Genomic DNA, 22,214 nt, shown 5'->3' with positions numbered 1-22,214 from the left:
ATGACGCGGCAAACGGTTTTTTCGCTTGCGCTGCTGATTGGCTTTTTCTCGGCGGCAACCATGGCACATTCGGCGGAAGATGGCTGTAGCGCGCGGCTGGCGGCGATCGCCGCCAAGGTCTATCCGGGGGCCAAGGCGTTGCCGGATAATGCTTTCGAGGTCGATGGCAAGACGCTGACCCTGCCCGAACAAGGCAGTATGGGCGATGATCCCCATGCGATGCTCTGCCGTATCTGGCCCGCCCGGCCGGAACTGATGCTGGTGGCCGTGCCACTGGTGGATAATCCACGCCAGCAGGACGGCAACGAGGGAGATCTCGATATGCTCGTGCTCGATCGTCAAAGTCTCGACGTGAAGGGCAGGTATCGCGTCGAGGGGCTGATGAGCGATGATGCGATATTCATTACCGAACTTGCCTTCGATACGGCGTTCTATCAACTGGCGCCCGGAAACGTAGCGTTCGGACTGCGCAAGGCGACGCGCGGCAGTTCCAGCCCCAATCCCTATAATGATACGACCCTGTGGCTGTTCGCCATCGAGGGGCAGCAGTTGAAGCCGGTGCTTGAAAATCTTGTCGTCGCCAAATTTGGCGGCGAATGGGACATGAGCTGCAATGGTGAGTTCGACAGCGTGAACCGCACGCTGACCATGGCACCTACAAAATCACCGATGGCCGATATCATTGTGTCGGATACGCTGGTTCACCGTCTCAGCGAGGGGACGGCCGAGGTGTGCAAGGATACCGAAAAAACAACGACCGCAAAGCACCGCTTACGCTTCAAGAATGGCTCCTATGAGGTGCCGAAAGCGCTAAGCGGATTTTAAGGGGAGGGGCACCTTTGTTGGTGCCCCGATAGTCTCAGTAAGCCACGCCCAACGCGTCCAGATCCTTCTTCAGCGTCTCTACATCTACAAAATGCACCGCCTGCCAGCCGGCCTTTCGCGCACCTTCGACATTCGGAAAACTGTCGTCGATGAACAGGGTGGCTTCCGGCTTCAGGCCAAAGTCGGCAGCGTGTTTTTCATAGATCCGCACATCCGGCTTGATCATGAAAATATCGCCGGACACCGTCACGCCGCGCGGCTTTTTCAGGAACGGAAACAATTCCTGTGCATGGCGAAACGTGTCCGATGCAAAATTGGTGAGCATGGTCACGTCGCGGCCCTTGTCGATCAGGCTTTCCATGATGGCGACCGTGTCATAGGCATGCGGCACCATTTCGTGCCAATGCTTGCGGAAGGCGCGAATCTCTTCGGCATGATCGGGATGTTCGGCAATCAGCAGGTTTTCGGCCTCTTCCCAGCTACGGCCGCGATCCTGCTCCAGGTTCCATTCATGGGTGCAGACGTTGAGGAAAAACCACTGGCGCTCTTCCACGCCCGGAATGATGCGCTCGTAGGGAATGTTCGGGTCGTAATGGATCAGCACCTTGCCGATGTCGAAGACGATGTGGTCGATTTGAGCGGCCATGAAACCTTCCTGATATCAGTATTACAGTTTTGAAAACGCAAGCGGTATCGCCTGCACGATTGCCTTTTTCATGACGGTCGGCAATGCCTGAGCTTCGAGATTGGTGACCGGTTCCCACCAGTCGCCGCCCTCGGTGTCGATCTTTTCGTGGCTCAATCGGTAGACCGCAAGCCGCAGTTCGAAATGGGTGAAGACGTGGACGATCTGGCCGCAAGCCTGCCAGTCTCCGGGGAAGGGGGCGTGGTCCGGCGTCGTGCCGCCGTCGATGCGCGCCGTCCATGCCGTGGTCGGCACTTCCGTCATGCCGCCCAGCAGGCCGGTCTCGATGCGGCGACGTAGCAGGATTTCGCCATCCGGTGTTACCGCCACAAAAGCGGCTCCGACGCGCACGGGTTTTGTCTTTTTCGGCGCCTTGACCGGAAAACGCTCGGGGTCATCTTTTGCCAGCGCCAGACAGTGGCTGTTGAACGGACAGAGCGCGCAGGCGGGGCGTTTGGGCGTGCAGATGGTCGCGCCGAGATCCATCATCGCCTGCGCGAAATCGCCGGGACGGTCTGATGGCGTCAGTTCCGCCACTTTTGCCTTCATCTGCGGCTTGGAGCCGGGAAGCGGTGCGTCGATCGTGAACAGGCGGGAAATCACCCGCTCGACATTGCCGTCCATCACGGCTGCCTGCCGGTTGAAGGCGATCGCCGCAACGGCGGCGGCCGTGTAATCACCGATGCCGGGCAGTGCCTTCAGGCCTGCTTCCGTATCGGGAAAGATGCCACCATGCTCATTTGCCACGGCTTCGGCGCATTTTTTCAGGTTGCGGGCGCGGGCGTAATAACCGAGCCCCGCCCATGCGGCCATCACATCGCCGGATGGAGCCGCGGCCAGATCTTCCACCTTTGGCCACAGTGACAGGAATTTCGCGAAATAGGGTTTGACCGCCTGAACGGTTGTCTGCTGCAGCATGACTTCCGACAACCAGACGTGATAGGGATTCGCAAAAAAGCCTGCTTTGGCTGCCACGGGCGTGATGCGCCAAGGCAGTTCGCGATGGTGGCGATCGTACCAATGCAACAATGTGACGCTGTAATAATTGGATGTTTTCATGCTGCCGTGCAAGATGCCGCTTTCCGTGGAGAATCATTCTCCTATGTCTTCCGTGTAAAATCGATCGATGAAAAGAGCTGGAATGAAACTGCCGTCGATGCAACGGAACAATGTTGCCTGTCTCGCCATCGTCAGTGGAGCCGCCGGTATCGCCGGTTCGATCATCACCATACTCCTCGGTATCTCGATGGGGTGGGCGCTGATTTCGCTGGCGCTCAAACGGTTTCCTGCACGCTTTCAACGCAGTGATCTGTATATCATCGGGCCGGCCTGGCTTTATGTGTCGGTCATTCTGCTTGCGGCGGCGATCAATTATGATCCGGCGACGGCGGACAATCTCCTAAGTCGCTGCGTCGCGCTTCTGCCGTTCATCTTTTTTCCGCTGGTCCTGCCGCGTCTGCGCGTCGCTTCCACTTCGGCGCTGATCGATGCTTTCGTCGTCGGTGCCGCAGTCTGTGGCATTCTGGCTCTGCCGGTCGCCTATGTGCAGGTGGAATTCTACGATACGCGTGCTTTCGGCGGCATGGGCAATGCCCTGCCATTCAGCATGGTCTGTTCGATGCTGGCCTCGATTTCCTTGCTCAACACCGTGTCGCCCCGGCCGCGCCGGCAGGCACTTGGCTGGCTTGGTTTCGTTGCCGGCATTCTCTGTGTCCTCCTGTCCCAGTCGCGCGGCGTGCTGCCCATTCCGGTTATCGCGATGGTCATGTTGTTCGTGCTGTTTCCGCAGAAACTGCGCCGGTTCTACAATTGGAAAGGTGCATTGCTGCTGATCGTGGCCATCGGCGTGGTCGTTGTCATCGGTTTGAAGCATTCCGACCGGCTGATCGGCATGCTGGGTTATTTCGCCAATGACAGCGCAGTCGACGAATCCTACACGGCGCGCATGCAGTTGTGGCAATATGCGAGCGGGCTTTTCATCGAAAACCCCTGGCTGGGCTATGGCGTGCAGAACCGCCAGGAATTCATCACCAAGCTGGGTTACAGTTTCACGCATTTCCACAACGGTTTCATCACCGTGACATTTGATGCCGGGCTTGCCGGGCTGAGTGCCATGCTGTTGTTGCTGGTTTCGCCGCTTCTGTGTGTGCTGCGCAATCCGACCACGGTGGCGCGCCGCAAGCGGTTGTTCATCGCGCTTCTCATCCTGTTCGGTTATGTGATTGCCGGCTCCACCAACATCCTGTTCTTTCAGGATATCTATGATAACTTCTTCCTGTGGCTTGCACTGGTTGTGGCCATGCCGCTGTCGCAGAAGGTTATCTTGCTGCCGCCCACACGGGACACCGAAGACCAGCCATGAGCGAGACCAGCAAGAAGCCATTCATCCGCCGCGGCGCGCACCAGATCGCCGAGGTGGCGAACGGTATTATTGATCCGGTTCTGGCCAAGCGTGCCGGCATTTCCACCGCTCTGCTCGGCTCCTGGGATGAAATCGCCGGTGAGGATTTTGCCGAGTGCACGCGGCCCGAAAAGATCGCCTGGCCGCGTCGCGAGCCGGGCACGGATAGTGGTTATCAGGCCGGTACGCTGACGATTGCCTGCGAAGGCGCACGCGCCCTGTTCCTTTCCCACGCGCAGGGCGAGTTGATCGGCCGCATCAACGCGTTTTTCGGCTTTCCGGCCATACGCCAGATCCGCATCGTGCAGAAGCCGGTGGTGCAGGCGCCGCGCCATCGTCCAAAACCGCCGCCGCTGAAGGGCGAGGCGGCGCGTAAACTGGACGAGATGATGGAGGGCATCGACAACGATGCGCTGAGGAATGCCGTGACACGGCTCGGCACGGCGGTGATGCAGAAGAAGCGGACAATCCGTCGCTGACGATGGCTTCGGCATGGTCGCGGTATGGCTGCGGCCTTGCGTCCTCTTGCGGCCGACGCGTATCTTGTCCATTCCTCGTCACAATTGTTTGAAAAGAGTAGTGAAAGCCGCGCTTGTCGGACGACAAACGGCAGGCTACGGAAATCTCGACAGTTTTTTACTTCCTCGCAACAGGTGTCTTCATGACCATTCAGACGATGACCAACGAGACTTTTGCCGCAGCCCTCAGCCGCCGCGCGCTTCTCGCCGGATCCGCTTCCACCGCGCTGGGCCTCACGCTCGCAGCGTCGATGACCTCCGCACAGGCGCAGGAAAAGCCGGAATCCGGTGGTAAGGTCGATATGGCCGAAGTGCTGAAGCCCGGCCCGCTGCCGGACATGCAGCTCGGCAAGGATGACGCTCCGGTCACCATCGTCGAATATATGTCGATGACCTGCCCGCATTGCGCCGCTTTCCATGCCAACACATTCGATCCGATCAAGGAAAAGTATATCGACACCGGCAAGGTGCGCTTCATCGTCCGCGAGTTCCCGTTCGACCCTGCAGCGACGGCCGCCTTCATGCTGGCCCGCTGCAACCCGTCCAAGCCGGCCGAGCTTGCAACGGCCGACCAGTATTTCCCGATGATCTCGATGCTGTTCAAGCAGCAGCGCGCCTGGGCGGCTCCGGCCGACGGCAATGTTCGCAATGGCTTGACGCAGGCAGTTAAAATTGCTGGTTTTTCACAGGAAAGCTTCAACGCCTGCTTGACCAACCAGAAGCTTCTCGATGATGTGAACGCAACGATGCAGCGCGGCGCCAAGGACTTTGGTGTCAACTCGACGCCGACCTTCATCATCAACGGCGAAAAGTATGCTGGAGACCTGTCGGTTGAGCAAATGTCGGCGGTCATCGACGCTCTGCTCTAGGACCCATCGCGAAATGATCGCGGGCGGGATTTTTGGCGCGTCCGCGATCATTGCTGCTGACAACGGGCAGGGGGCACTGAATTGAAGTTCAATCGCCTCCGCGTCGTCGGTTTCAAATCCTTTGTCGAACCCACCGAATTCATCATCGAGCCCGGCCTGACCGGCGTTGTCGGCCCGAACGGCTGCGGCAAGTCCAATCTTGTCGAGGCGCTCCGTTGGGTGATGGGCGAAAACTCCTACAAGAACATGCGCGCGTCCGGCATGGACGACGTCATCTTCTCCGGTTCCGGCAACCGCCCGGCCCGCAACACTGCCGAAGTCGGCCTTTATCTCGACAATTCCGACCGCACTGCACCGGCCGCCTTTAACGATGCTGACGAGATCCAGGTGTCGCGCCGTATCGAGCGCGAGCAGGGCTCGGTCTACCGCATCAACGGCAAGGAAGCGCGGGCCAAGGACGTGCAGCTTCTGTTCGCCGATGCTTCTACCGGCGCGCGCTCGCCCTCCATGGTGGGGCAGGGGCGTATCGGCGAGCTGATCTCGGCAAAACCGCAAGCGCGTCGGCAATTGCTGGAAGAGGCCGCCGGCATTTCCGGCCTGCATTCCCGCCGCCATGAGGCGGAACTGCGCCTGCGTGCCGCCGAAGGCAATCTCGAGCGTCTCGAAGACGTTGTCGCGCAGCTGGAAAGCCAGATCGAAAGCCTGAAACGTCAGGCGCGTCAGGCCAACCGCTTCAAGAGCCTGTCTGCCGATATCCGCGCCCGCGAAGCGATGCTTCTGCATATCCGCTGGGTGCAGGCCAAGGAGGCCGAGGGCGAGGCGATCAGCACGCTCAATCAGGCCACCGCCATCGTTGCTGAAAAAGCGCAGGCGCAGATGGAAGCGGCCAAAAATCAGGCGATCGTTGCCCACAAGTTGCCGGAACTGCGCGAGGCCGAAGCCGCCGCCGGTGCCGCCTTGCAACGCCTGCAGATCGCCCGTGGCCAGCTGGAGGAAGAGGCAGGCCGTCTGCTGCGTCGCCGCGACGAGCTGACCCGGCGCTTAGCGCAGCTGGCTGAAGATATTCGCCGTGAGGAACGGCTGGTTTCCGAAAACGCCGAGGTTTTGGCACGGCTCGATGCGGAAGAGGCGGAACTGGCCGAACTGCTGGCCGAAAGCGGTTCTGAAGCCGAGGAACTGCGCGAAGCTTTTGAAGGTGCCGCCGCCAGCCTTGCCGACAGCGAGCGCGTGTTTGCGCAAGTGACCGCCGAGCGCGCCGAAGCCGCCGCCGGTCGTCAGCAGCTGGAACGCGTCATCCGCGATCTGGCTGATCGTCGTGGGCGTCTGGAGCGTTCGCTGGGTGAGGCGCAGTCCGAACTGTCCGGCATCGATGAACGTCTGTCCGGTCTCGCCGATCCGTCCGAACGCCGCGAAGCGGTCGAGGCGGCTGAAATCGCTGTCGAGGATATCGCGGTTCTGATCGAGGACGTCGAGGAGGCGCTTGGCCTTGCCCGCCGCAGGGAGACAGACGCGCGCGCGCCGGTGGTGGCTGCCCGTTCGCATCTGGGCGGGCTGGAAACCGAGAGCAAGACGATCCGCCGCATGCTGGCGGCAGGTGATACATCCGGCACTTATCCGCCGGTTGCTGAGGTAATCCGTGTCGATCGCGGGTATGAAACGGCCGTGGGTGCCGTGCTGGGCGATGATCTCGAAAGCGCGCTGGATTCTTCAGCGCCGTCCTATTGGTCGGGTACCGGTGATGCGGCCGCCGATCCGGCGCTTCCGGATGGCGTCGAGGTGATGATCGCGCATGTGATTGCGCCGCCGCAGCTTGCCCGCCGCCTGTCGCAGATCGGCGTGACCGATCTCGACACCGCCAATCGCCTGATGCCGCAATTGAAACCCGGCCAGCGGCTGGTGACGCGCGAAGGCGCGGTTTTCCGCTGGGATGGCCATGTCACCGGCTCGGAAGCGCCAAGCGCCGCCGCTCTTCGCCTTGCCCAGAAAAATCGTCTGTCGGAACTGGAAGCCGAGATCGACGAGGCGCAGATTGCGCTGTCCGAAGCCGAAACGCTGGCCGCCGCCGCCATCGATGCGATTGCCACCGAGGAACTGCGCCTTCACGATGCGCGTGAGCGCAGCCGCATCGCCCAGCGTCAATTGGCCGAAGCGCGCGAGGCTCTGGCCGCCGCCGAACGGGCGTCCGGTGATCTGATGCGTCGCCGCGATGTTGTTTCGGCCGCTCTCGATCAGCTGCGCGAGCAGATCGAGGAAGTCTCGGAGCAGGACGAAGCCGCCCGCACCGAGCTTGAAGACGCCCCCAATGTCGACGAAGTCGATGCCCGCCTGCGCGAACAGCAGGCGACCGTTGCCACCGATCGTGGCCTGCTGGCCGAAGCCCGCGCCCGTTACGAGGGGCTTTCGCGCGAAACCGATGCGCGCCGCCGCCGTGTTGCCGCCATCGGTCAGGAACGTGGTACATGGCAGGGTCGTGCCGCCAGCGCCGAAGATCACATCGCCTCGCTGCGCGAACGCGAGGAAGAGGCGCGTGAGGAAATGGTCGACCTCGATCTTGCGCCCGAAGAATTCGACGACAAACGCCGGGCGCTGCTCAACGAATTGCAGAAGGCGGAGGAGGCCCGCAAGGCCGCATCCGACATTCTGGTCGAGGCAGAAACCCGCCAGCGCGAGGCCGACCGTATCGCCACCATCGCGCTATCGGAGCTGGCCGAAACCCGCGAGCGCCGCGGCCGCGCCGAGGAACGTCTGGTTTCCGCTGCCGAGCGTCGCAACGAAACCGAAAACCGTATCCGCGAGGCGCTGAATTGCGAACCGCACGAGGCATGGCGCCTGACGGGGCTTGGTCACGAAGCACCGCCGCCGGATATCGCGCAGGTGGAGCGTGAACTGGACCGCCTGAAGATCGAGCGCGAGCGGCTCGGCGCCGTCAACCTGCGCGCCGATGAGGAGCAGAAAGAACTTTCCGAAAAGCTCGAAGCGCTGACCCGCGAACGCGACGACGTTATCGACGCCATCAAGAAACTGCGCGGCGCCATCCAGAGTTTGAACCGCGAAGGCCGCGAACGCCTGATCGCCGCCTTCGATGTGGTCAACACCCAGTTCCAGCGGCTGTTCACCCACCTGTTCAATGGCGGCACGGCGGAACTGCAACTGATCGAAAGCGACGATCCGCTCGAAGCCGGTCTGGAAATTCTCGCCCGCCCGCCGGGCAAGAAACCGCAGACGATGACGCTGCTTTCGGGCGGCGAACAGGCGCTGACGGCGATGGCGCTGATCTTTGCCGTCTTCCTCACCAATCCGGCGCCGATCTGCGTTCTGGACGAAGTGGACGCGCCGCTCGACGACCACAATGTCGAGCGTTACTGCAACCTGATGGACGAAATGGCGGCCTCGACCGCAACCCGCTTCGTCATCATCACCCACAATCCCATCACCATGGCCCGCATGAACCGCCTCTTCGGCGTGACCATGGCGGAGCAGGGCGTGAGCCAGCTGGTGTCGGTGGATCTGCAGGTCGCCGAGCAACTGGCCGAGGCGGTGTGAGGAGCTGCTGAATTTGCGGTTTCCAACTTGGAAACCGAGACTTGTTTCCAGATTGGGAATTTGTTATATAGGGGGCAGTTGTGAACGTTATCGCAAAGTCGGCTCTGGTCAGTTTCTGGAATTCACTGCCGAAAGGCATGCCCAGAGAAACAGCTGAAGCTGCGATGACGGAATGGCATGCTGCTGCATCCAAGGCAAGCTGGGGTAATTTCAGCGAGCTGAAGAAGACCTTTAATTCGGCCGACATGGTTTCCGGCAACAAGGTGGTCTTTGATGTCGGTGGCAACAAGTATCGCATTGTCGGGCTGGTGGCATTTCGAACGAAACGGATTTTCGTTCTCTTCGTCGGAACGCATACCCAGTATGATGCGATAGATGTGGCAAAGCTCTGAAAGAAGGAGATCGACATGTTGAATCTGCAAGCGTTTCGAACCCTTCAGAACGAAGAGGAATATCAGGCCACGCTGACGGCGATACGCCCTTACTTCGAGAATGAACCGGACGAAGGCACCGATGCGGCCGCGCATTTCGATGCGCTCGCACTTCTGATCGAGGAATATGAAGCGCGGAATTATCCGATCCCGGGGGCAAGCCCGGTCGAGGTGGTGAAGTCGGTCATGGTAGCGAACAATTACAGCCGCGCCGATCTCGTGGCGGTCATAGGGTCAAAGGCGCGTGCGGCGGATCTTCTCAACGGCAAGCGCGAGATCAATCTCGATCAGATTCGCAAGCTCAGCAAGGCCTGGAATATTCCCGCGGGTTCTCTGATCGCGGATGTTGCCTGAAGGTGGTGCAGCGTCCATGACGAAACGTTTCGCAACGCTTCTTCTCGTTTCGGCCTCCATGCTCTCGCCCGCTCCGTTGGCGCTCGCAGCATCCGATGCGTCCCCGTCTGCGCAATCAACTCAGCCCGCGGCCATCGGCAATCGCGCGCTCAACCACGTTGTCGCCACCTCGCCCGAACACAAGAAGTCGCTGGTGGCGCTTCTGCGTGGCCGGCGGGACCTGCCGGATTGGGTGCGCACGCTAATCACCAGCGCGCGTTATGTCACCGGCATGTCCCGCGTCGTCACGTTGCCGGAGGGCGAGTTCGAATTGTTCGGCGCCTGCGATCCGCGCGACTGCCCGAACAGCCATATCCGCATCCTGTTCTCGCCGGATGGGAAACGGGTCTGGGCGCGGCTGATCGATCCGGCGGCTGGTCCGCAACTTTTGGGTGAGCCGAGCGCCGATCAGCTGCGGGCGCTGATAGCGCCGGGCATCTGAGCCTTTGTTATTTATGACGTTTTCGTGGCAGTGCTTAGGGCGTCAAGCGAAATCGAAAAGGTAAATCTACCCAGTTTTTCCGAATGTTACCAAATATGGTTTTTTGATTTGCGTCGTTTCACCCATTTGTGGGAGGACGAAAAGCCGTTAGAGGTTTATTAATGATTTCAACAAGGGCGGACCACCGGAGCGCGAATGAAACGCAACCGGTCTTGTCTGTAAGAACCCCCCGACCGGGTTTTCCTGTCCTGGTCGGAAGGCTTTGCGGGGCCGGAGCAGGCGGCCCCGCAAAGCCTATTTTTTGGCCGGGCCGGCCGTTTCCAACATCATTCTTGAAAAGACATAGGGTTTTCGGCGGCGGTTCTTACAGTCCCGGTCAAACGGGCACCAGCCGCAGGCCCGTGCCCCACGGGTCGGTCACCTCAAACCCCCTGCCATCGGCAATTGCCTTTGGGGCAAACCCTGCCGCTTCGAACCGGCTGCGTTGCGCCTCCAGCGTCTCATGATCGCTCACGGCCAGTGAAAACCATGCAAGCCCGGTCTGTCCGCTTCGCCGCGCGCCCGCGCCTTTGCTGTGCCACATGTTCATCGCCACGTGGTGGTGGTAACCGCCGGAGGACAGGAAGGCCGCGTCCTCGCGCCCCTTTCGCGTATGCACCAGCCCCGCCGCCGCCACGTAAAATGCGTCTCCCTTCTGAAGATCGCCGACCTTCAGATGCATGTGCCCGATGCGCAGGAGATCCGGTGCCGCCGTGAACGTGTCTTTCTTTGTGTCCGCCAGTGCCAGAATGCCGTCGATATCGAGCGGTTCGCTGCCCATCGTCACCACGCCCTCGTTCCACTGCCAGTTTTCGCGCGGGCGATCGGAATAGACCTCGATGCCGTTGCCTTCCGGGTCCATCAGATAGACAGCCTCGCTGACATTGTGATCGGCAAAACCGCTGACCGGCACTTTTGTCATGGCGATATGCACCAGCCAGCGCGCCAGCTCAGCCCGGTTCGGCATCAGATAGGCGACATGATAGAGGCCGGCGCTGGTAACGGGTTCGATCTTCGCGTCCGGGGTGGTGATGAGATGCAGCAGCGGCGTCCCGGCAACGCCAAGCGTTGCGCCATCCTTCGTGCTCGACAGTTCGGCAAGCCCGAGAACCGCGCGGTAATAGGCGACCATGTTGTCGAGATGACGCACCCGGATTGCCACTTCGCCGCAATGGATCGGTGTGGTCAGCGCAAACGGCAGGGTGGCTTTTGTGGGCGTCGTATCGGTGATGCCTTCGGCAGCCAGCGCGCCGGGAAGAGCGGCAGCGGCAGTCGTCACGCCGGCGAGGGTCAGGATGTGTCGTCTCGTCACAGGCATGGAAGGCTTCCAGTTTGATCTTGCTGCCTTTGCCTAAGGGTTTCCCCTGTAAGAAGCATATCACATCCTCGTATTTGCACTGTGGCGGGATGTTTTTTCCATTGCGGCGCAGCAATCGATGCCGCGCCCTGCGTTTCCTCTTCAAGGAAAATGCTGTAAGCCTTTGGCAAAAGACAAGAACAGGCCCGCGTCGGGTGGAGAGCAGGCATGGCGAAATGGGTATACCGCTTCGGCGGTGGCACGGCGGAGGGGAGAGCCGCCGATAGTGCGCTTCTCGGCGGCAAGGGGGCCAACCTTGCCGAGATGGCGGCGCTTGGCCTGCCGGTGCCGCCCGGCATGACCATCGTCACCGACGTCTGCGGCTGGTATTACGGCAACGGCAAGACCCTTCCGGATGATCTGCGTAAACAGGTGCTTGATGGCCTTGCCGCCATGGAGGAGGAAACCGGCCGCACCTTTGGCGGCGATACGCGCCCGCTGCTCCTGTCGGTGCGCTCCGGCGCCCGCGCTTCCATGCCGGGCATGATGGATACGGTCCTCAATCTCGGCCTCAATGACGAGACGGTTCAGGCGCTTGGCCATGATGCCGGTGATGCGCGCTTTGCCTGGGATACCTATCGTCGTTTCATCCAGATGTATGCGGATGTGGTGATGGGCGTCGATCACGAGATTTTCGAGGAAATTCTGGAAGACGAAAAGGCCCAGTGCGGCCACGAATACGATACCGAAATGAGCGCCGTCGAATGGCAGCACGTCGTGTCGCGTTACAAGGAAATGATCGAGGAGGAATTTGGCGAGGTCTTTCCGCAGGATCCGCATGAGCAGCTGTGGAAGGCGATCGGGGCGGTGTTCGCCAGCTGGATGAACCCGCGCGCCGTCACCTTTCGCACCCTGCACAATATCCCGGCGGAGTGGGGCACGGCAGTCAGCGTGCAGGCCATGGTTTTTGGCAATCTCGGCTCCACCTCGGCCACTGGCGTGGCCTTTACCCGCAATCCCTCGACCGGCGAAAAATCGCTTTACGGCGAGTTTCTGGTGAATGCGCAGGGTGAGGATGTGGTGGCCGGCATCCGCACGCCGCAGTCGATCACCGAAGAGGGGCGCATTGCCACCGGCGGCGAAAAACCCTCGATGGAAAAGCTGATGCCGGAGGCGTTTGCAGAATTCAAAGCCGTCTGCACCACGCTGGAAGCGCATTTTCGCGACATGCAGGATATCGAGTTCACGGTGGAGCGCGGCAAGCTTTTCATGCTGCAGACCCGCAATGGCAAGCGCACCACCCGCGCCGCCATGAAGATCGCCGTCGACATGGTCGATGAAGGGGTGATTACCCACGAAGACGCCATCTGTCGTATCGAGCCGCCCTCGCTCGACCAGCTTTTGCACCCGACCATCGACCCGAAGGTGCAGCGCCGTGTCATCGGTTCCGGCCTGCCGGCCTCTCCGGGGGCGGCCAGCGGCGAGATCGTGTTTTCCTCGGAAGAGGCGATTGCTGCTGAAGCCGAAGGCCGCAAGGTCATTCTGGTGCGCACCGAAACCAGCCCGGAAGACATTCACGGCATGCATGCCGCCGAAGGCGTTCTGACCACGCGCGGCGGCATGACCAGCCATGCGGCTGTCGTGGCGCGGGGCATGGGTATTCCTTGCGTGGTCGGCGCCGGTTCGATCCGTGTCGATGCCCGCAACGACAAGCTGCTCGGCGTTGGTGGCGTCGTGCTGAAGCGCGGCGATATCATCACGCTGGATGGATCGGCGGGGCAGGTTCTGGCCGGCGTGGTGCCGATGATCCAGCCGGAGCTTTCCGGCGATTTCGGCCGTCTGATGGAATGGGCGGACAAGTGTCGGCGCATGGATGTGCGCACCAATGCCGATACGCCGCAGGATGCCCGCGCCGCCCGCGCTTTCGGGGCCGAGGGCATAGGTCTTTGCCGCACCGAGCACATGTTCTTTGAAGGCGAGCGCATCCATGTCATGCGCGAGATGATTTTGGCCGAAGACGAGGCCGGTCGGCGCGCCGCTCTCGACAAGCTGCTGCCGATGCAGCGCTCCGACTTTATCGAGCTGTTCTCGATCATGTCCGGCCTACCGGTGACGATCCGCCTGCTCGACCCCCCGCTGCACGAGTTTTTGCCGAAGACCGAAGCCGAGATCGCCGATGTGGCGGAAGCCATGGGCATGGAACCGGGCTTCCTTGCCCGCCGCATCGATGCCATCCACGAATTCAACCCGATGATGGGCCATCGCGGCTGTCGCTTGGCAATCTCTTATCCCGAGATCGCCGAAATGCAGGCCCGCGCCATCTTTGAAGCAGCCGATGCTGCCGCCGCCGAGACCGGCGCGCCGGTGGCCCTGGAAATCATGGTGCCGCTGGTCGGCCTGCGCGCCGAGCTGGATTACGTCAAGGGCGTGATCGATCGCGTCGCAGCATCCGTCGCCGAGGAAACGGGCAACGCAACCGCCTATTTGGCCGGTACGATGATCGAATTGCCGCGTGCCGCCCTGCGCGCCCATGTGATTGCCGAAACGGCGGAGTTTTTCTCCTTCGGCACCAACGATCTCACACAGACCACCTTCGGCATTTCGCGAGACGACGCCGCCACCTTCATACCGACCTATCAGCGAAAGGGTATCATCGAACACGATCCGTTCGTATCTCTCGATTTCGAAGGCGTGGGCGAACTGATCCAGCTTGCAGCGGAGCGCGGCAGGCGGACCCGTAGCGACCTGAAGCTGGGCATTTGCGGCGAACACGGCGGCGACCCGGCATCGATCAGCTTCTGCGAGGATGCGGGGCTGGATTACGTCTCCTGCTCACCGTTTCGCGTGCCGATCGCACGGCTTGCGGCGGCGCAGGCGGCGATCCGGGTGCGGGCCTCAACTTAAATGTTGCGGCCAGCGGCGGGAGGTATGGAGTATCGCAAGAATTTCGATGCGACCGTTGATGCGATAAAACGCAACATACGACGTTCCGGCAATCGTCAGTTTGCGCGTCGTTCCATCCGGCATCAAGCGGCCCAGCTTTGAGTGCCATGACAGAGTGGACACCGCGCCGACAATTCTGAAAATGACGGTTGCGGCAGCTGCGGGATTTTCTCGTGCAATGTAGGTGCCGATGGTCTCCAAGTCCGTCAAGGCTGTGTCCAGCCAGACGATCTCATCCATTGGGGACGAATTTTCGAATAACGGCCTTCACCGCGTCCGAAGAGGCAAAACGGCCTTCATCTGCTTCCCTGTGTCGCTGTTTCAGCTGCTCCATCTGCCACTCAAGAACATCCGCCGTCGGTTCGTCTTGAACCAATGAGATCGCTTCATCGAGAGTGATGGCTTCAGGTCGTGTCTTCATGGCGTAACAATAACATCAGCCGGCATGATTGTCACTGAAGAAAAGCAATCATTGGTTGTGTATTCACGGATTACCTCGGTCGCACCACGACCGGCTGCTGCACAATCACCGGACCATAAAAGCGGGGGCGGTTGTTGACCTCATCCTGCCATTGGCGCAGGTCCGCGCGGCGGTCGAGGTCGAGATCCAGCAGGCAGCGCGCCATGCCTTCCGTGCGCGGCTTGAAACCGTAATCAACGCATTTGCTCTCATTGGCCGCCCGCCGTTCTTCCGGTGTCATCGTCTGGCAGGAGGCGAGCGTGCCGGCAAGGGCGGTAAGAAGAACAAGGTGGTGGGGACGCATGAGGGGCACTCCGTGATGTTGTCGCCTGGCGACACAACGCCCGAGCGGTTGGTGGAGAATAACGCAAATCAGGGCCCGATGTGCAGTATTCCCCGATCAAATTGTCGCTCAAAGGTGCAAACATCGCTGCAATTGCGAATTGTCGGCAAATTCCGTATTCTACGGAAAAATGGAGATGCCCATGTCATCCAAGGTTACGGCCGCGACGGTCTCCAAGAATTTCGGAGCTTATCAGGATGCCGCCATTCGTGAACCGGTAATCATCACCAGGAATGGCCGCCCGAAAACGGTGCTCATGGCCTACGAAGATTATGTGCGTCTGATCAAACGCGACCGCCATGTGGAGTTGACCTCCAAGCTTGGCGCCGAAGACATTGCCGCCATCGAAGCTTCACAAATGACTCCGGGCAACGAGGATTTCGATACAGAACTGACGGCCGACAAGAATGCTGCCGGCTGAACCGAAGGTAGGCTGGATCTTTCGCTATTCCTACCTCTGGCATCGGCAGCATCTGCAGGGCCGCGAAGAGGGGGACAAGGATCGCCCGACACTGGTTCTGGCCATCGTTGCCACGCTGGCCGATGGCGTCCCGGTCGTGCGCGTTTTGCCCGTAACGCATACGCCGCCGACGGATGCGGATGACGCGATCGAGATTCCTTCGGCAACCAAACGACGCCTTGGATTGGATGACGAACGCTCATGGGTCGTGTTGACCGAAAGCAACCGTTTTGCCTGGCCGGGACCGGATATCCGCACTGTCGATAGCGACAGCGGTTATTACGGACCGCTGCCGCCGGCGCTGTTCGAGCAAATCAAAACGAAGTTCGTTGCTCTGGCGCGCGGACAAAAACATCGGGCAACTCCGCGCAGCCCGTGATTCCGGCCGATCAAGACTGGCCTCTACCCCTTCGCCGCCACATACGCCGCAAACCCGGCCACGAAATCGGCAAGCCGCTTGGCGATCGCCTCGTCGGTGATCTTTCCATCGGCATCGAACACCTTGGCAGCATTGCCGACCATCAGGCGCTTTCCCGACCACGCGTCGGCGCCGAGCGTGTGCAGTACGGTGAGCCATGCGTTTTGGCTCAAGAGCGTGCCAAAATTGCCCGGGGATGCGCCGGCGATGGCGAACGGGCGGCCTTTGAAGACGTCAGCGATCTCGGGATGTGGGCGCGAAACCCAGTCGATGGCATTCTTGAAGGTGCCGGGAATGGAATTGTTGTATTCCGGCGTGAACAGGATGACGCCGTCGGCTTCCGCCATCTGCCGTTTCAGCACGGTCACCGCTTCCGGAATGCCTTCGGCTGCTTCAAGGTCGCCGTCGTAAAGCGGGATGCCGGAAATCGTACCCTTTGTCAGCATCACGCCGTCCGGCAGGTGCTCCGATGCCGCATTCAAGAGCGAAGTGTTGAACGATCTGTTTCTGAGACTGCCCGAGATTCCGACAAGTTTGACCATGCGTCTTCGCTCCGATTGGTTATAACAACCGTCAAATAGAGAGACAGGAGGCGAGGGACAATGACCAGCGGCAAAAGCGGACTGCATCACATCACGGCGATCACCCGCAGCATTCAGGCCAATATCGATTTTTACGTCGGTTTTCTGGGCCTGCGGCTGGTCAAGCGCACGGCCGGTTTCGAGGATGCCACGCAGTTGCACCTGTTTTATGGCGATGCCATCTCCTCGCCCGGCTCGCTCGTCACCTTTCTCGCCTGGGAAGATGGTTCGCCCGGTCGTGTCGGCCATGGTGCGCCCTATGAAATCGGTCTGGCTGTCTCCTGCGATGCGATCGGTTTCTGGCTGACGCGCGCCCTGCAATTCGGCATTTCCACCCAAGGCCCGGCGCAGGAATTCGGCGAGCCGGTACTGCGCCTGAAAGATCCCGACGGCATCATCATCAAACTGATCGGTGTCGAGGATCTTTCCGTTTTCGGCGGCAAACCGTGGACGGGTGAGGGGGTCCCCGAAGAATATGCAATCGTGGCGCTGCGCAACGGCACCATCCTCACCGAAAAGCCGGCGGAAACCATTGCGTTTCTGACGACAAATTTCGGGCTGGAAACCGGACCGGTCGAGGGCAGCCAGACGCGGTTGACCTCAGCGACGGGCGGCGTTGTCGATGTCCGCGATGCGACCGGCTTCTGGACCGCCGCACCCGGCACCGGCACGATCGACCATATCGCGCTCAATGCACCGGATATCGACACCGTACACAGGGTGGCCGAGCGCATCGAGGCGGCGGACGGTTCGCCGACCAATGCGCATGACCGCAAATATTTCTATTCGCTCTACGCCCGCGAGCCGGGCGGTGCGCTGATCGAATTTGCGACGGACGAGCCGGGTTTCATGCTCGATGAAAGTGAAGAAGCGCTCGGCACGACGCTGTTCATTCCGCCGCATTGGCAGGATCGCGAGGCAGATAGCCGCGCCATGCTGCCGCAGTTCAGCCTGCCGGGAGAGCCGCGCATCCGTTACCGCGAACTGCCCTTCGTGCATCGCATCGTCATGCCCGAAACGCCGGACGACCAGACGCTGGTTCTGCTGCATGGCAGCGGTGGCAACGAAACCAGCCTTCTGCCATTTGCCCGCGTGGTGGCGCCCGATACGATGTTGCTGGCGGTGCGGGGGCGCGCCACCGAAGAGGGCGTACCGCGTTTCTTCCGCCGTTTCGAGGATGGTTCCTTCGACCAGAAGGATATCGCGTCGGAAGCCGAAGCCTTTGTTGAGATGGTCGGCCAGTTGAAACAGGCCTATGGCGTGGATCCGGAAAAGACGACCTTTGTCGGCCAGTCCAATGGCGCGAACTTTCTGGCCGCCGTGATGCTGCTGCATCCGGGTGTCATCCGCCGTGCCGTGCTGATGCGGCCGGTATTGGTATTAGGTGAGGTTCCGGCGGCGGATGTGTCGAATGCCGAAGCCGACGTGCTGATCGTTGCGGGCGACAAGGATTCGTATGCGGCGGAGGCCTTGAAGCTGATGGAAATCCTGGCGGCGCGGTCTGCGGACGTGACGATGATGACGGTCGATGCAGGGCACGATATCGTGGAAGCGGATCGTGGCGTGGTGGGCAAATGGCTGCGGACTGAAAAATGACCGCAGCCGATAGGGAGGCATGTCGATCCCACGCGCCTGTTGCTCGCCTGCGATTTCCTTGAAAGCCGGGATCGCTTATAAAGCCGACATGCCCGCAACCGGAAAGCCTGCATGACCGTCCGTTTCGTCCGCCCCGTTTCCCAGTCGGCCTTTGCTTCCCGGCGCATAGGTCTGGCGGCGCTTGTGCTGTTCCTGCTGGCTGTGATGGCGCACCGTTTCGGCCCGCTGACAGGGCCGGATTTCGCGGCCATCGTTCTGTTTTCCGCCGCGATCGCCATGGTCGCCGTGCTGTTTGCGGTGGTCGGCCTCATGCGTCTGTGGCAGGTGGGTGCGCAAGGCGGCGTTGCCGCGGCGCGGGCGCTGATCTATGCGGCACCGCCGATCATTCTGGTCGGTTTTGCCGCGAGCCTCTATTTCTCAACGCCGCCGCTTTATGATGTCGCGACCGATGTCGAGGATCCGCCGGTATGGATCCGCCAGCCGAGCGCCGAGCAGCAATGGCTGCAGCGCGCTTCGATGGTGACACCGAGCGACCGGCAATTGCAGTTGAGCGCCTATCCGGAACTGACCGGTCGTCGCTATGAAGGCGCTGCCGACCGCATCTACGAAGCCGTGGCCAAGGTTGCCAAATCGGAACGTATCACGCTCGATCGCCGCCATGGCATGGAGCTGGTGGAACCGGACATTACCGAAAAACCGGCGCCGAAGACGCGTGCTGAAACCGGCGCGGTGCCGGACAATATTCCGATCCCGCTGCCGCGCCCGGACCAGTTGCGGCCCGGCAAACCCATCGAGCCGGAAATAGGCCGACCCGGTGACGTGATCCTGCAGGGGCAGACGCGCACGCTGATCCTCGGCCTGCGTTTCGATGTGGTCATCCGGCTGCGCGAGGAAGCGGAAACCACCATGGTGGACCTGCGTGTCGCTTCGCGTTACGGCGGCCATGATCTCGGTTTGAGCGCCGATATCGCCCAGAGTTTTCTGCGCTCGCTGGATTCTGAATTGCTGGGTCTGGCGGTGGATTGAGGTTTTACGCCACCCGGTATTCGCCGATCAATGACGGCGGACCATCGGTGGCAACGAGACCCTTTTCGACGAGATCTTCAAGATGTGCCAGAACCGAAAGGGCGGCTGCGCCATGCAGGCGGATATCGGTGCGGGCGTAGATCACCTTCACCATGTCCGAGATCAGCCGGTCGCCGCCGCGGATGCGTTCCAGGATCGCCCGTTCGCGCATGCGCCGATGCGTGCGAAGCCCGCGCAGAAATGATTGTGGTTCCGTGACCGGGCCGCCATGGCCGGGGAAAAAGATGCGATCATCGCGCGAGAGCAGCTTTTCGACCGAGGCCATGAAATCGCCCATCGAGCCATCCGGCGGCGCAACGATGGTGGTGGCCCAGGCCATGACGTGATCGGCGGAAAAAAGGATGCCGGTGCCGTCCAGTGCGAAGGCGGCATGGTTGGCGGTGTGGCCGGGTGTGTGGACCGCTGTCAGCGACCAGCCGTCGCCTTCGATCGTGGCGCCATCGGCAAGGGCGATGTCGGGCACGAAATCCGTATCGGAGCTTTCGGCAAACGGGTTGACCTCGCCGGCATGCAGTGGCCGCGCTGCCCGGTGCGGCCCTTCCGCTACCATCAAAGCGCCGGTTGCATCCTTCACGCGCCGGGCAAGCGGGGAATGGTCGCGGTGGGTGTGACTGACAAGGATGTGCGAGAGTTTTCGGGGGCCGAGCGCGTTCATCAGCGCGTCGAAATGCGTCTCGTCCTGCGGGCCGGGGTCGATCATCGCGACGGTGGAACCGGTGCCGACGATATAGCTGTTGGTGCCGGTAAAGGTGAAGGGCGAGACATTGCCGCAGGTGATGCGCTGCACGCCCGCTGCCACGGTGACGGCGCTGCCATGGGCGGGCACGAATTCGCGGTCGAAGCTGACGTCGCCGGTATCTGCAGAGGTCTTGCCGTCCGTCCGGTTATCGTCCGCCATGGTTTTCTCCTTCATGCCTGATCTGCGGTCTAGCATGGCGGGATGGGGAGGGCGAGATGGTCAGGGCGAGGGTTGGGCGCGTGGCATCGGAACGCACAGGGCGTTGCAAAGAGGGAAGTTTTCCCCTGTCGACGCGGCGGACGCGCACGCTATCTACGCAGAGCCCGATCATCCATGAGGTCTTTTGATGCCGCCTGCCATTGCCAGTCATCCCTTCTTCGGCGAGGTGGTTTGCGAAGACTGGAACTTGCTTTTTCATCCGGCCGAGCTTCGCTCCGGTATGATTTGCAAGGCCATATTCGGTTGCGAACCATCCGCGCAGCATTTTCAGGCGCTGACACCGATCCTGCCGGCTTTTGAAGCGTTTTGCCGCAAGCTCGATGCCCATGACGCCACGGTTCGCCGTCATTTCCAAGCATGGCCGGCCTCCGCAGGCAAGTTTGCGCTTGTTGGCGCCATCATGGCCGGGGAAGGAGATTTGCCCTGGTCGGTGACCCCGGACTTTACGCAGGGTCAGCCCTTTGCCCTGCAATATCGCGCGCTCGACGAGGCGGCCTGGAACTATGCCGGTATCATGTTTTTTCCGCCGGTCTTTGCGGCGCTGTTCGATGCCGACGGGACGTTTCGCGGCATTGCGTATGAGGTCGAGAAGGGGCTGGGCAAGTTGCCAAAGAGCATTCCACAGCCAAAGGGCGGCAGTTGTCGCCATGCGTATTTCGGTCGCTTCAAGCCGGACGAGATAGCCCGACTTGCCACCACCACATCGGGCGGCCGAAAGATCCCGTTCGATCTCTTCATGGATGCGGCCGTTCTGGCCGAGTTCGAGCCGTCGATGCTGGACGGTTTCGTGCCGCTGGCCGAAACGCTGGAAGATCTGGATCGGACGGTGCGCCGGAGTTTTCCACCTGAACTGCGCGAGCAATGGCTGGAGGAGCGGCTCGAATATGGCAGCCCGACCTTGATGCTGGCGTTGGCCAAGGTTTTCCCGGATGCGACCCGGCCGGCGGATATTCCTCTCGAACGCTTTGCGGCGGCCCTCGTTCTCAGGCGAGGATGTTTCTCACTTTCCCCTGACCTGAGCGGCGGCGCGGCTTTGACGCTGGATTATACGATCCTGCCACCACGCATGGATGACGAACTGTTTGCTGCGAAATTCGCGTCTGATAGCACTCTTCTGTCGGTCGATATCGAGAGCTGAGCGGTGGTCTCGAAGGCCGGTCTCTTGGACGTCTGCCGCGGAATCAGCTAGGTCGTGATGGTCTTAAGATAAAAATGACAGGAAACGCCATGACCGCCAAGCATTCCACACTCGGCGTCAGTGATCGCGACCTTTCAGCCGATGACATGCGGGCCTGGTCACGCGATGGCCTGGCCGTTACGCTTAAAAACTGCACGCTGGATGGCGCCGATCTCGCCAGTCTCGATATGCCCGGCTGGAGTTTCGAAGACTGCCGGCTGGCGTCCACGGATTTTCGCAGTGCCGGTCTGGAAGGCGCAAGGTTTACCGGTTGCCGTGGCGCGAATGCGGATTTTGCCGGCGCCGACCTGACGGACGCAATATTTTCCGGCTGCGATTTCAACAATGCTTCCTTTGTCGAAGCGAAGGCCAATGACACGCGTTTCGAGGGCTGCAAGCTGACCGGCGCGGATTTTTCGCGCATCCGTCAACTCGGCCTGTCGTTTCGGGAAACCCTTCTTTCGGCAGCGCGCCTGCGCGGGCTTTCCTTCAACAACGAGCGGCTGGAAAAGCTCGATTTCGGCATGGCCGATCTGACCGGCTGCGATTTTCGCAAGGCGGTTTTTTCCGGTTGCAGTTTGCGGGATGCCGGGCTGGTGGATGCCCGTTTCGACGGCGCGGACCTGCGCGGTGCCGACCTCGGCGGCCTGCGGCTGATCGATGCCAAAAAGTTCAAGGGCGCGACGATTTCAAAGGATCAGGCGGGGCTGCTGCTGGCCGAACTGGGCTTGAAAGTGCGGTAAGGGCGG

At 60.9% G+C, this 22,214-nt stretch carries 22 protein-coding genes; 15 read left to right on the top strand and 7 right to left on the bottom strand.

Annotated features, from left to right (window positions below; translation table 11 throughout):
- The gene (locus GAO09_RS15840) at positions 1-825 is read left to right on the top strand and encodes a PA3715 family protein (RefSeq protein WP_153354983.1); all 825 of its coding nucleotides are present in this window, start codon (positions 1-3) and stop codon (positions 823-825) included.
- 34 nt (positions 826-859) lie between these two features.
- Here the strand turns inward: GAO09_RS15840 and GAO09_RS15835 are convergent, their stop codons facing one another.
- Together GAO09_RS15835 and mutY are read right to left on the bottom strand one after the other, a co-directional pair.
- Positions 860-1,471 carry an HAD family hydrolase gene (locus GAO09_RS15835; protein WP_153354982.1) on the bottom strand — a complete coding sequence of 204 codons (612 nt, stop codon included), beginning with the start codon at positions 1,469-1,471 and terminating at the stop codon, positions 860-862.
- A 21-nt stretch (positions 1,472-1,492) separates the two neighbouring features.
- Positions 1,493-2,569, bottom strand: coding sequence for an A/G-specific adenine glycosylase (mutY, locus tag GAO09_RS15830; RefSeq protein ID WP_153354981.1), 1,077 nt, complete (start codon positions 2,567-2,569; stop codon positions 1,493-1,495).
- A gap of 97 nt (positions 2,570-2,666) precedes the next feature.
- On the opposite strand from mutY, the gene GAO09_RS15825 reads away from it, so the two are divergent.
- From GAO09_RS15825 to GAO09_RS15795, 7 genes are all read left to right on the top strand, one after another.
- Positions 2,667-3,872 (top strand): O-antigen ligase family protein, encoded by a 1,206-nt coding sequence (locus GAO09_RS15825; RefSeq protein WP_209018730.1) that lies wholly within the window; start codon positions 2,667-2,669, stop codon positions 3,870-3,872.
- Positions 3,869-4,390, top strand: a complete 522-nt coding sequence (locus GAO09_RS15820; protein ID WP_153354979.1) for a DUF721 domain-containing protein — start codon at positions 3,869-3,871, stop codon at positions 4,388-4,390. Before GAO09_RS15825 ends, GAO09_RS15820 begins: the two co-directional genes overlap by 4 nt.
- Before the next feature lie 182 nt (positions 4,391-4,572).
- Entirely contained in the window at positions 4,573-5,298 is a 726-nt protein-coding gene (locus tag GAO09_RS15815) for a DsbA family protein (RefSeq protein ID WP_235938199.1), read from the top strand.
- Between the two features lie 81 nt (positions 5,299-5,379).
- Positions 5,380-8,841 carry a chromosome segregation SMC family protein gene (locus GAO09_RS15810; RefSeq protein WP_153354978.1) on the top strand — a complete coding sequence of 1,154 codons (3,462 nt, stop codon included), beginning with the start codon at positions 5,380-5,382 and terminating at the stop codon, positions 8,839-8,841.
- Between the two features lie 80 nt (positions 8,842-8,921).
- A complete protein-coding gene (locus GAO09_RS15805; protein WP_324185440.1) occupies positions 8,922-9,233 on the top strand; it encodes a type II toxin-antitoxin system HigB family toxin in 312 nt (103 codons plus the stop codon).
- A 15-nt stretch (positions 9,234-9,248) separates the two neighbouring features.
- Positions 9,249-9,626, top strand: coding sequence for a helix-turn-helix domain-containing protein (locus GAO09_RS15800; RefSeq protein ID WP_153354977.1), 378 nt, complete (start codon positions 9,249-9,251; stop codon positions 9,624-9,626).
- Between the two features lie 16 nt (positions 9,627-9,642).
- Positions 9,643-10,107 (top strand): Ivy family c-type lysozyme inhibitor, encoded by a 465-nt coding sequence (locus GAO09_RS15795; protein WP_209018729.1) that lies wholly within the window; start codon positions 9,643-9,645, stop codon positions 10,105-10,107.
- Positions 10,108-10,483: 376 nt separating this feature from the next.
- Here the strand turns inward: GAO09_RS15795 and GAO09_RS15790 are convergent, their stop codons facing one another.
- Positions 10,484-11,464 (bottom strand): VOC family protein, encoded by a 981-nt coding sequence (locus tag GAO09_RS15790; protein WP_153354975.1) that lies wholly within the window; start codon positions 11,462-11,464, stop codon positions 10,484-10,486.
- A 207-nt stretch (positions 11,465-11,671) separates the two neighbouring features.
- Between GAO09_RS15790 and ppdK the strand changes: the two genes are divergently transcribed.
- A complete protein-coding gene (ppdK, locus tag GAO09_RS15785) occupies positions 11,672-14,347 on the top strand; it encodes a pyruvate, phosphate dikinase (protein ID WP_153354974.1) in 2,676 nt (891 codons plus the stop codon).
- Here the strand turns inward: ppdK and GAO09_RS15780 are convergent.
- Both GAO09_RS15780 and GAO09_RS15775 read right to left on the bottom strand, forming a co-directional pair.
- Positions 14,339-14,626, bottom strand: coding sequence for a type II toxin-antitoxin system RelE/ParE family toxin (locus GAO09_RS15780; protein ID WP_153354973.1), 288 nt, complete (start codon positions 14,624-14,626; stop codon positions 14,339-14,341). The genes ppdK and GAO09_RS15780 overlap by 9 nt on opposite strands.
- Positions 14,627-14,877: 251 nt before the next feature.
- Positions 14,878-15,150, bottom strand: a complete 273-nt coding sequence (locus GAO09_RS15775) for a hypothetical protein (protein WP_153354972.1) — start codon at positions 15,148-15,150, stop codon at positions 14,878-14,880.
- Positions 15,151-15,331: 181 nt separating this feature from the next.
- Between GAO09_RS15775 and GAO09_RS15770 the strand changes: the two genes are divergently transcribed.
- Positions 15,332-15,610, top strand: a complete 279-nt coding sequence (locus GAO09_RS15770) for a type II toxin-antitoxin system Phd/YefM family antitoxin (protein ID WP_153354971.1) — start codon at positions 15,332-15,334, stop codon at positions 15,608-15,610.
- Complete coding sequence (locus GAO09_RS15765; protein ID WP_153354970.1) at positions 15,597-16,028, top strand: plasmid maintenance toxin (PemK-like); 432 nt, start codon at positions 15,597-15,599, stop codon at positions 16,026-16,028. Before GAO09_RS15770 ends, GAO09_RS15765 begins: the two co-directional genes overlap by 14 nt.
- Positions 16,029-16,051: 23 nt before the next feature.
- Here the strand turns inward: GAO09_RS15765 and GAO09_RS15760 are convergent, their stop codons facing one another.
- The gene (locus tag GAO09_RS15760) at positions 16,052-16,609 is read right to left on the bottom strand and encodes an NADPH-dependent FMN reductase (protein WP_153354969.1); all 558 of its coding nucleotides are present in this window, start codon (positions 16,607-16,609) and stop codon (positions 16,052-16,054) included.
- 60 nt (positions 16,610-16,669) lie between these two features.
- Between GAO09_RS15760 and GAO09_RS15755 the strand changes: the two genes are divergently transcribed.
- Complete coding sequence (locus tag GAO09_RS15755; RefSeq protein WP_153354968.1) at positions 16,670-18,244, top strand: VOC family protein; 1,575 nt, start codon at positions 16,670-16,672, stop codon at positions 18,242-18,244.
- Between the two features lie 111 nt (positions 18,245-18,355).
- Entirely contained in the window at positions 18,356-19,270 is a 915-nt protein-coding gene (locus GAO09_RS15750; protein WP_153354967.1) for a DUF1499 domain-containing protein, read from the top strand.
- 4 nt (positions 19,271-19,274) lie between these two features.
- Here the strand turns inward: GAO09_RS15750 and GAO09_RS15745 are convergent, their stop codons facing one another.
- On the bottom strand, positions 19,275-20,228 hold the full coding sequence (locus GAO09_RS15745; protein ID WP_153354966.1) for an MBL fold metallo-hydrolase: 954 nt from the start codon (positions 20,226-20,228) through the stop codon (positions 19,275-19,277).
- Between the two features lie 187 nt (positions 20,229-20,415).
- On the opposite strand from GAO09_RS15745, the gene GAO09_RS15740 reads away from it, so the two are divergent.
- Both GAO09_RS15740 and GAO09_RS15735 read left to right on the top strand, forming a co-directional pair.
- Positions 20,416-21,426, top strand: a complete 1,011-nt coding sequence (locus tag GAO09_RS15740; RefSeq protein ID WP_153354965.1) for a hypothetical protein — start codon at positions 20,416-20,418, stop codon at positions 21,424-21,426.
- Between the two features lie 89 nt (positions 21,427-21,515).
- Positions 21,516-22,208 (top strand): pentapeptide repeat-containing protein, encoded by a 693-nt coding sequence (locus GAO09_RS15735; RefSeq protein ID WP_235938198.1) that lies wholly within the window; start codon positions 21,516-21,518, stop codon positions 22,206-22,208.
- Positions 22,209-22,214 lie beyond the last annotated feature (6 nt).

It is taken from the genome of Endobacterium cereale (genome assembly GCF_009617585.1).
Classification (GTDB): Bacteria; Pseudomonadota; Alphaproteobacteria; order Rhizobiales; family Rhizobiaceae; genus Neorhizobium; species Neorhizobium cereale.
The sequence above is the reverse complement of the archived record's forward strand: the minus strand, read 5'-3'. Positions and strand labels throughout refer to the sequence as shown.